At 46.3% G+C, this 8,213-nt stretch carries 8 protein-coding genes; 3 read left to right on the forward strand and 5 right to left on the reverse strand.

What is annotated here, in order from left to right; all coding sequences use genetic code 11:
• A partial coding sequence (locus tag A3756_RS29220) for a DUF4158 domain-containing protein (RefSeq protein ID WP_156490389.1) occupies positions 1-167 on the reverse strand: 167 nt, incomplete at its 3' end.
• A gap of 105 nt (positions 168-272) precedes the next feature.
• Here A3756_RS29220 and A3756_RS09720 point away from each other — a divergent pair.
• On the forward strand, positions 273-662 hold the full coding sequence (locus A3756_RS09720) for a hypothetical protein (protein WP_068509196.1): 390 nt from the start codon (positions 273-275) through the stop codon (positions 660-662).
• A gap of 18 nt (positions 663-680) precedes the next feature.
• Here A3756_RS09720 and rsmA read toward each other — a convergent pair whose 3' ends face one another.
• The 4 genes from rsmA to A3756_RS09740 all read right to left on the reverse strand — a co-directional run bounded on the left by rsmA (position 681) and on the right by A3756_RS09740 (position 6,156).
• On the reverse strand, positions 681-1,484 hold the full coding sequence (rsmA, locus tag A3756_RS09725; RefSeq protein WP_068511087.1) for a 16S rRNA (adenine(1518)-N(6)/adenine(1519)-N(6))-dimethyltransferase RsmA: 804 nt from the start codon (positions 1,482-1,484) through the stop codon (positions 681-683).
• Between the two features lie 42 nt (positions 1,485-1,526).
• Positions 1,527-2,519 carry a 4-hydroxythreonine-4-phosphate dehydrogenase PdxA gene (pdxA, locus tag A3756_RS09730; RefSeq protein WP_197470102.1) on the reverse strand — a complete coding sequence of 331 codons (993 nt, stop codon included), beginning with the start codon at positions 2,517-2,519 and terminating at the stop codon, positions 1,527-1,529.
• A gap of 2 nt (positions 2,520-2,521) precedes the next feature.
• Positions 2,522-3,808, reverse strand: a complete 1,287-nt coding sequence (locus A3756_RS09735) for a peptidylprolyl isomerase (RefSeq protein ID WP_068511090.1) — start codon at positions 3,806-3,808, stop codon at positions 2,522-2,524.
• Between the two features lie 95 nt (positions 3,809-3,903).
• Positions 3,904-6,156: an LPS-assembly protein LptD gene (locus A3756_RS09740; RefSeq protein ID WP_068553418.1), complete on the reverse strand. Its 2,253-nt coding sequence runs from the start codon at positions 6,154-6,156 to the stop codon at positions 3,904-3,906.
• 373 nt (positions 6,157-6,529) lie between these two features.
• Here A3756_RS09740 and A3756_RS09745 point away from each other — a divergent pair, with 373 nt between their 5' ends.
• Both A3756_RS09745 and murU read left to right on the forward strand, forming a co-directional pair.
• Positions 6,530-7,549 carry an aminoglycoside phosphotransferase family protein gene (locus tag A3756_RS09745; protein WP_068508884.1) on the forward strand — a complete coding sequence of 340 codons (1,020 nt, stop codon included), beginning with the start codon at positions 6,530-6,532 and terminating at the stop codon, positions 7,547-7,549.
• Positions 7,546-8,213: N-acetylmuramate alpha-1-phosphate uridylyltransferase MurU (gene murU, locus A3756_RS09750; RefSeq protein ID WP_068553419.1), on the forward strand; the 668-nt coding region annotated here is incomplete at its 3' end. The genes A3756_RS09745 and murU, both read left to right, overlap by 4 nt.

Genomic DNA, 8,213 nt, shown 5'->3' on the forward strand with positions numbered 1-8,213 from the left:
ACGGCAACACAACGGTACTTGCGTTGCCGTATTCTGGATAGCTCCGCAAGTTCTTTATCATTTAGCGCGAAGTAAAACCGCTGATAAGACTCGTTGAAGGAAGGAACGCTGTATAAATCCTCGATTTCCGCGGCAGTGAGAATTGATAGCCGTTTGTCTCTGCTCATTCTTTGACCTAAAGGTCAAAGAAGATAACAAATTTTTGGTGAATTAGAAATTAATAGCCCTCTACAGGCCACGGCAGACGGGAGCTTCAGAGGGTTTTGCGATATATGGAGGCAAAATCCCTAGGACCCCAAGATGGGGGCATTACAGATTATGCTTTTGACTTACCTTTGTTGCCTAAAGATGGTTTTGTTCTGTTTCCACACTTTGCGAATATTCCGGTGCCGGGCTGGTTTGACAAGGGCTGGATCAATCAATATCGACCTTGGCGAAAACCGAGCAAAGCAAACTACGCCAAGACGATTATGCTGGTGCCATCAGAAGAATTTGTGGCCAGCCTGCCTTATAAGAAAATCCCTGATCGTCATGACTTCTTGAATCTAAGTGACCAAGAGCGAATAAGCTACTGGCGAAAGGTAGTGGCGCAAACAGAGGTCTTAACAGATGACCTGGCTACGATGCATTGGCAATCAAGAGTTGAGCCTCTGCCTTGGTAAGGCTTAGAGAGCTAGTTCTTAGTACTTTTTCCAATTCGCTAACTGAGTAAACTGTTCCACCGTCAGGTTCTCTGGTCGCAGCCCTGCATCGATATTCAAATCCTCAAGTGCTTCAGGTTCTACTGCGCCGCTGAGCGCATTACGTAGAGTTTTACGACGCTTAGTGAAGGCTGTGCGTACAATATGCTGAAGACGCTCTACCGATTCAACAGGATAAGGAAGCGTAGCATGCGGAACCAGGCGGACAATGGCTGACTCAACTTTTGGTGCCGGGTCAAATGATTCAGGGCCGACAATAAACAGTGGTTGAACACGGCAATAGTACTGAGTCATGATACCCAAGCGGCCATAGTGTGAAGTGCTCGGTGCTGCAGCCATACGCTCTACTACTTCTTTTTGTAGCATAAAATGCATGTCTTTCAGGTTAGTAATGCTTTCCAGCAAATGAAAGATGAGCGGTGTTGATATGTTATAAGGCAGGTTGCCGACGATTCTTAACTTATGTTCGTCATCTGCCAGTTGATCAAAGTCGAACTTCAAGGCATCTGATTCGTGAATGACGAAGTCGGGATAGTTAAAGAATTTTGTGCGCAGGATAGGGATCAAGTCACGATCAAGCTCTACGACTTGGAGATTTCCTTCGCTTGCCTCAAGCAAGGGTTCAGTAAGCGCACCAAGACCAGGCCCAATCTCTACCAAACGATCATCAGGTTGGGGGTTGATGCCGCTAATGATTCGGCTGATGACTGCGTCGTCATGAAGAAAGTTTTGACCAAAGCGCTTACGAGCCTGGTGACCTGCTTTCTGATTGTGTTTAGCCATCTTGCCTGCCTTCTCTTGAATTTTGGGTGTTAAACTGTTTGTTTAGCCTTGAGCGGACGCCATTTGCAAAGCGATATCTACGGCCGTTTTCAAACTACCGACATCTGCTTGCCCGCTGCCAGCGAGATCTAGTGCTGTGCCATGGTCTACTGAAGTACGGATGATCGGCAGGCCGAGCGTAATATTGACCGACTCACCAAAGCCATCGAACTTTAACACAGGTAGGCCCTGATCGTGATACATGGCCAGTACTGCATCGGCTTCTTCTAAGTATTTTTTATTGAATAAGGTATCGGCAGGTAAGGGGCCTAGTAATTCTGCCTGGCTCTTAAAGCTTGCCATAACAGGCGCAATAATATCGATTTCTTCCCTGCCCATATGGCCGTTTTCACCTGCATGAGGGTTTAAGCCTGCCACGAGAATACGTGGTTGCTTGATACCAAACTTGCTCTTCAGGTCGTCAATGAGAATCTGAATGACCTGTTTCAGGTTGTCAGGGGTAATATTACGACTAACTTCTGCTAAAGGAAGATGAGTCGTTGCTAGTGCCACTTTCATACGAGGGCTTGCTAGCATCATCACAACTTTACTAACGCCGCATCGCATTTGCAGGTGTTCGGTGTGCCCTGTGAAAGCAGTACCCGAGTCATTGATGATGCCTTTGTGTAAGGGGGCAGTAACCAAGGCATCGGCACGACCTGATGAGCAAGCATCAATCGCCTGGTCAAGGCATTCAACGACATAGGAGGCGTTGGCCACATTGAGCTGACCGGCTTGGCAAGGGCGAGCGAGCGAGACGTGTTGAATATATAGCCCAGGTTCATTTTGCCGAGAATACTCCTGCCAATCTTTTACTGAGAAGCCAAGATTCAAGAGTGCCGCCCGTTCTTCCATCATTTGCTTATCAGCAAAAATAAGCAGTGAACAGGCTAGCTCGCTTTGCGCTAGTTGAATGACTAATTCAGGGCCAATACCGGCTGGCTCACCAGGCGTGAGTGCCAGTACAGGAGGGGCGTTAGAAATATTCTCGGCCATGCTTAGGATTCTTCTGCAAACTCTTCTTTAATTTCGATATAAGCTTCGCCCTTTATTTCGAGCAGCCAGTTGGATAGCTCCTCTTCAAATTTGCGGCGATGTAGGGTTTGCTGAGCCTGGTTATTCTGAATCAACTCTGCCATATCTTTCACGCGTCGCTCTGTTACTTGAAGGATGTGCCAGCCAAATTGAGAACGGAAAGGCTCACTTAACTCGCCTACGTTTGTCTGAGTCATTGTTTGTTCAAAAGCAGGAACCATTTGACCAGGATTAACCCAATCAAGATTACCACCATCAATAGCGGAAACCGGGTCATCTGAATTGGACTTGGCTATGGCAGCAAAGTCGTCTCCACCCAGTAGGCGTTCGTGAAGTTTGTAGATGATTTCTTTTGCTTCTTCTTCAGTTCTAATCTCGCTTGGTGAAATCAGAATATGTCTGACTTGCGATTGCTCAATTAGCTTTTCCTGACCACCGCGTTTATCTAGCACGGTAACAATGTGGAAGCCACTTCCGGTACGAATAAGTGATGAGGGCTCCTGAATGGCCAAACTGGGTATGATGTCAGCTGCGATAGTTGGTAGCTCACTTTCTTTACGCCAGCCAATTACACCGCCTTCAAGTGCTTGGCGACCGTCAGATTGCGCAACAGCCGTTTTCTGGAAATCTTCACCTGCCTTGAGTTCTTTAAGAATGTTGTTTGCTTTATCTAGCGCTACTCTTTCTTGTTCTTTATCTGCTGATTCAGGGAGTGCGATTAAGATATGGCCAATCAAGTACTCAAGGCCAGATTGTGTTCGACCTTCTTTTGAGGCTAAGAATGCTTGAACCTCTTGCTCGGTGACTCTTACGCGTTGGTCAACCTGTCTTTTTTGAACTCTGGAGATGACCATTTCCCGGTGTATTTGTTCACGAGCACTGGCGTAGGTGTCGCCTTCTAGCTCAAGTTGCGCTTCAAACTGAGAGAGCGTCATGTTATTCGAACGAGCGATATTCTCTAGAGTGGTATTAAGCTGGGCATCACCAATACGAATACCGGTACGATTTGCCATTTGTAGCTGGATGCTTTCAAGAATTAATTGATCAAGCACACGCTGTCGCATAACTGACAACGAGGGAAGAGGGGTATTCTGGCGCTGTAAGCGTTTAGTGATCGAGTTTACACGTTGGGCTAGCTCAGACTGCATCACGATATCGTCATCGACAATGGCGATGACTTTGTCTAGAAGTACTGCATTTGGCCTCAGTTCAGGTCTAGAGTTTTCTTCAGCATGAGCCACAGAGGCCATACAGCTAAGTCCTAGTAGGGTGCTAAATAATAGGCTCAGAATTGAAGGTGATTTTTTGTGGGTGTGAGTAAACATCGCCATAACTATAAATAACTCTAATTTAAAATTTCTTCTCGGGCCGCATAGCCCGGAATATGTTGATCCATTCTACGGGTACTTTGTCCAAAACCGCCAACACCACTTAGTTGAAAACGGAACAAAAACCCATGTAAGACTTCGCTATCACTATCTAGATAAGATTGACTTAGCAATTGAACGCGCCAGCAGCAGCTACTATATTCAATGCCTGCAAGCGAACCAATGCTGCGCTCTTCCTCAAGGTCGTAACGAAGACGGCCTATTAGACTGGTTTGAGGATAAATAGGCGCAATAAAAGAGGTGTCGATTTGCTCTAGCTCACCCTGGATATAGCGATGGCTGAAATTCAGCACATGACGGTAGTCTTGACTGTGTAAGTGCAAACTCGTATTGCCTTCCTGGGTCTGGTTGTTTCTGGCATCCCATAAACCACTCGTTGCCAGCTCTACACCTGGATAGGGACGGAAGATAAACTCGGTCGCCAGCAGGGAGTCTTTGCGGTCGGCCTCTCCAACGCCATTTATGCCAACTTCGCGATCATCGTAGTGGTAAACCTGGCCAATGCTGACAATAGCTTTCTCTTGCCCAGTTTGCATGTCGGTCCAACGATTGGTGATACCTATCGTCAGGCTGTTATTGTCACCGACTCGATCACCGCCACTAAAGCGATAGGGACTAAACAGTCGCTGATAGTTGAAGCTAGGTAAGGTACTGTCGAAATTAGGAAGAGCATCTTGGTCTACGCTCTTGGCATTCACATAGTAAGCTCGTGGTTCCAAGCTGTGGCGAATCGTGGATGACTTGAAGAATTGGCTTTCACTGAATAAAGAACTTCGGTCGAAGAATAAAGCCGCATCAAGTTCATAAATTGGAATGGTGCGAGAGATATTATTGTCGACAGGCGTATAATCTTCAAGAAAGTAGTCGGTATGGTCGATACTTACAGATGGGCTGATATAGCCCCAGCTCTTAGATAAAGGCAATGATACCTTGGGCTGGTGTCGAACGCGTGAGCCTATAATACGTTCATCCCCGACGAGACCTTCCTGGTCACGATAGAAGTAGACATATTGGCTGTGCCAGTCGAGTTGCAGTTGTTTGTAGATAGAACCGAATTGATAATTTAGTTCAGGTAAGCGTTGATAAGCTTGTTCGCTTGCCAGCAGTGTTTCATCGATACTTTTGTATTGCTGCATCAAGAAGCTGAATCGCCAGTTATCCTCTGAATAATGGAGTTCAGCCCTTCGATCAAGGTTATCACTTCGGTTTATATTCAGCCCCTGGTTCAAATCATCCAGGTAGTCAAAGTCGCTGATCTGGCTATATTTGAGCGTGCCATACCAGCCGTCATGATGCGCATTGATATCCTGACTAAAGCTGAGGCCCCAGCGAGCGTCCGTGTCATCTGGGCCGATTGCTTTCTGCTCGCTATTATAGAACTTGTCTTTGCTGATGTAGCCTAAGTTGAGCTCGCTATTGGTATAAGTGCTAGCATGCCGAAGTTCTAGATCGGAATGTACCCCTCTGCCATGAACATAGCTGGGCGTAAACGTCGCATCGTAGTCGGGCGCTAAGTTAAAATAATAGGGGGTCGATAGAAATATGCCGTTCTCTGTATTTGAGGTACCGAATGAAGGATATAAGAAGCCCGACTTACGGCGGTCATCGATCGGAAACGAAAACCAGGGAATGTACATCACAGGCGTATCTTTAATCAGAAAACGGGTGTTTTTTGCTTGGCCGAAGCCTTCTTCTCTATTGAGAGAAATGTTTTCTGCAGCGAAGGCCCAGTCTCTTTTCTCGGGCGGACAGCTGGTAAATAAGCCATCATGAATGAGCAGCGTATTTTCGTCTGCCCGTGTTATTTCTGAAGCTTTGCCGTTAATTGAAGTTTTGGGGTTCGAGAAGCTGGCATTGATGACCGAAACTCTATCGCTGGTCATATTTACCGTTGCGCTGTCACCTTTTAGTATCAGATCGGGGCTGCTTAGTACGATGTCGCCTTTAAGTTCAGCTGTCTGGCTAATTTTGTTAATGGATGCTTCATTACTTTGAGCATGGTAAGGCCCGTGAGTAAATTCGATATCGCCCTTAAGCTCCAGGTTTTCATCAGGAAGGTAGTTAACTTCCTTGGCGTGAATCACAATACCTTCTTCAGGCTTAACCGGTTTTTCTGATGTCAGCTCTGTTGAAGGTGACGCAGACTTTGCTGATGAGCATGCCTCTGTTGTTAGCGAACTATTATCATTTGCCCAGACAGATGCGCTCATGCTTAACATTAAAGGCACTGCTCTTATGAAGATGCGCTTTGATGGAGCTTTAAATGGCGATAATGTTGGCAATGCAGAGATCCAGTATGAGTAGCGAGAGGGTTAGCTAGTTTAATGAACAAACCTAGTTGCGAATAATAAACGCTGCCAGGAGGGATGTCATTTAACTTTTGTTGAGACTCAAAGCCAGTCGCTTGGATTTATTCTCTCATTTTTTTAATTCGCTAAGTTTTGCTGCGCACATATAATTTGATTAGGATAGCCGCAGCGAATGAAGGTCATGCCTTTCTTAGTCATATACACTGACGCATACATAGCCAAAGCGATAAAGTCTTATTCAACTCAATAGAAGAAAACACATTAGGATTAATTGATGGATCAACGGTATCAAGCACTCTGTACCTGGGTTGCCGAAGCATTGGAGATAGAAAAAGCCGAGCTCTCGGTTGTCTCGGGCGATGCAAGTTTCAGGCGCTACTTCCGCTTTCAACAGCCCGGCCAGTCTTTAATCGCAATGGATGCTCCCCCTGAAAAGGAAGACTCTAATAGCTTTGTTTGCTTGGCACGTAGTTGGCGAGAGCAAGGGGTCAATGTTCCGGCTTTGATAAAAGTTGATTTGGATAAAGGCTTTCTATTATTAAGCGATTTGGGAGATGAGCTATTGTTGCCTTACCTGAATCCCGATAGCCCGGTGATAGAAAGTGGTAATAAACACTATGCGCAAGCCATGAAGGCGCTGCTAAAGATCCAAAGTCTTAAGCCAGCAAATGATTATGCTCTACCACTCTATGATAGTGCACTGCTGCAACGGGAAATGGCCCTGTTCCCAGACTGGTTGCTTGAGAAAAAGCTTGGTCTTGATTTGAGTGAAGACGAGAGGCAGCTTTTAAAGGCAAGCTTTCATGCTTTGGAAGAAAGTGCTTTGGCTCAACCACAAGTCGTTGTCCATCGTGACTATCATGCGCGAAATTTGATGGTGGTTGGTGAAGAGCTGGGAATAATCGATTTTCAGGATGCGGTGCAAGGTCCTAACACCTACGACCTGGTTTCCCTGCTTCGTGATTGTTACATCGTTTGGCCAAACGAGCAGCTTGAGTCTTGGTGCAGAGACTTTTACGACTTATTGAGTGATTCGGCTGAGCGACAAGCGAGCTTTGAACAGTTCAAACGAGATTTCGACTTAATGGGCATGCAGCGGCATCTGAAAGCGGCCGGTATTTTTGCTCGTCTATCCCTGCGAGATGGAAAGCATGGCTATTTGAATGATATTCCAAGAACGGTGCAGTATATCGTTAAAGTCAGTGCGGCTTACCCTGAGTTTCAGGAGCTGACTCACTTTCTTGAGCAGAGGGTATTGCCTGGGCTATCAGAAAAGCTGGGAGCTTCTTCATGAAAGCGATGATTCTTGCAGCAGGCCTTGGCAAGCGTATGCGGCCTTTGACGGAGCATGTCCCCAAGCCTTTATTGAGGATAGGTGAGAAGTACCTGATCGAATTTCACTTAGAGAAGCTCGCTGCGGCAGGTATTCAAGATGTGGTGATTAATACGCATTGGTTAGCTCAGCAAATTCCGGCTAGCCTGGGGAATGGCGAAAAGTGGGGCCTACGTATACATTACAGTCACGAATCTGAACTTCTGGAAACGGCGGGTGGTATTGTTCAAGCGCTTTCAATGTTGACGGACGAAGCCGAGCCAGAGTTTTTGCTTATCAATGGCGATGTTTATAGTGAGTTGAATATTGCTGAATTTCTGAATAACGCTTCTACTCACAATGAGTCGCGGGAGGCTTATCTCGCGCTAGTGGATAATCCTGAGCACAATTTAAAAGGGGATTTTGTCTTACAAAGTAGCGGTAAGTTGTCAGCGAATACAAATGATGGCAAGCACCTGACCTATGCCGGAATTGCTTTGTTTCACCGAGATTTCTTTAAGGATATAAAACCTGGCCCTTCGCAATTGGGCCCTCAGCTACGAACTGCGATTGAAGCACAGCGAGTTGGTGGTGAGCGTATCCAGAGCTATTGGCTCGATGTTGGAACGCCGGAGCGCTTACAAAC

The organism is Oleiphilus sp. HI0086 (genome assembly GCF_001635225.1).

Excerpts from the sequence above, each read along its gene's own strand:
- A3756_RS09720 (WP_068509196.1), top strand. The coding sequence starts at position 273 with ATGGAGGCAAAATCCCTAGGACCCCAAGATGGGGGCATTACAGATTAT.
- rsmA (WP_068511087.1), bottom strand. The coding sequence starts at position 1,484 with ATGGCTAAACACAATCAGAAAGCAGGTCACCAGGCTCGTAAGCGCTTT.
- pdxA (WP_197470102.1), bottom strand. The coding sequence starts at position 2,519 with ATGGCCGAGAATATTTCTAACGCCCCTCCTGTACTGGCACTCACGCCT.
- A3756_RS09735 (WP_068511090.1), bottom strand. The coding sequence starts at position 3,808 with ATGGCCTCTGTGGCTCATGCTGAAGAAAACTCTAGACCTGAACTGAGG.
- A3756_RS09740 (WP_068553418.1), bottom strand. The coding sequence starts at position 6,156 with ATGAGCGCATCTGTCTGGGCAAATGATAATAGTTCGCTAACAACAGAG.
- A3756_RS09745 (WP_068508884.1), top strand. The coding sequence starts at position 6,530 with ATGGATCAACGGTATCAAGCACTCTGTACCTGGGTTGCCGAAGCATTG.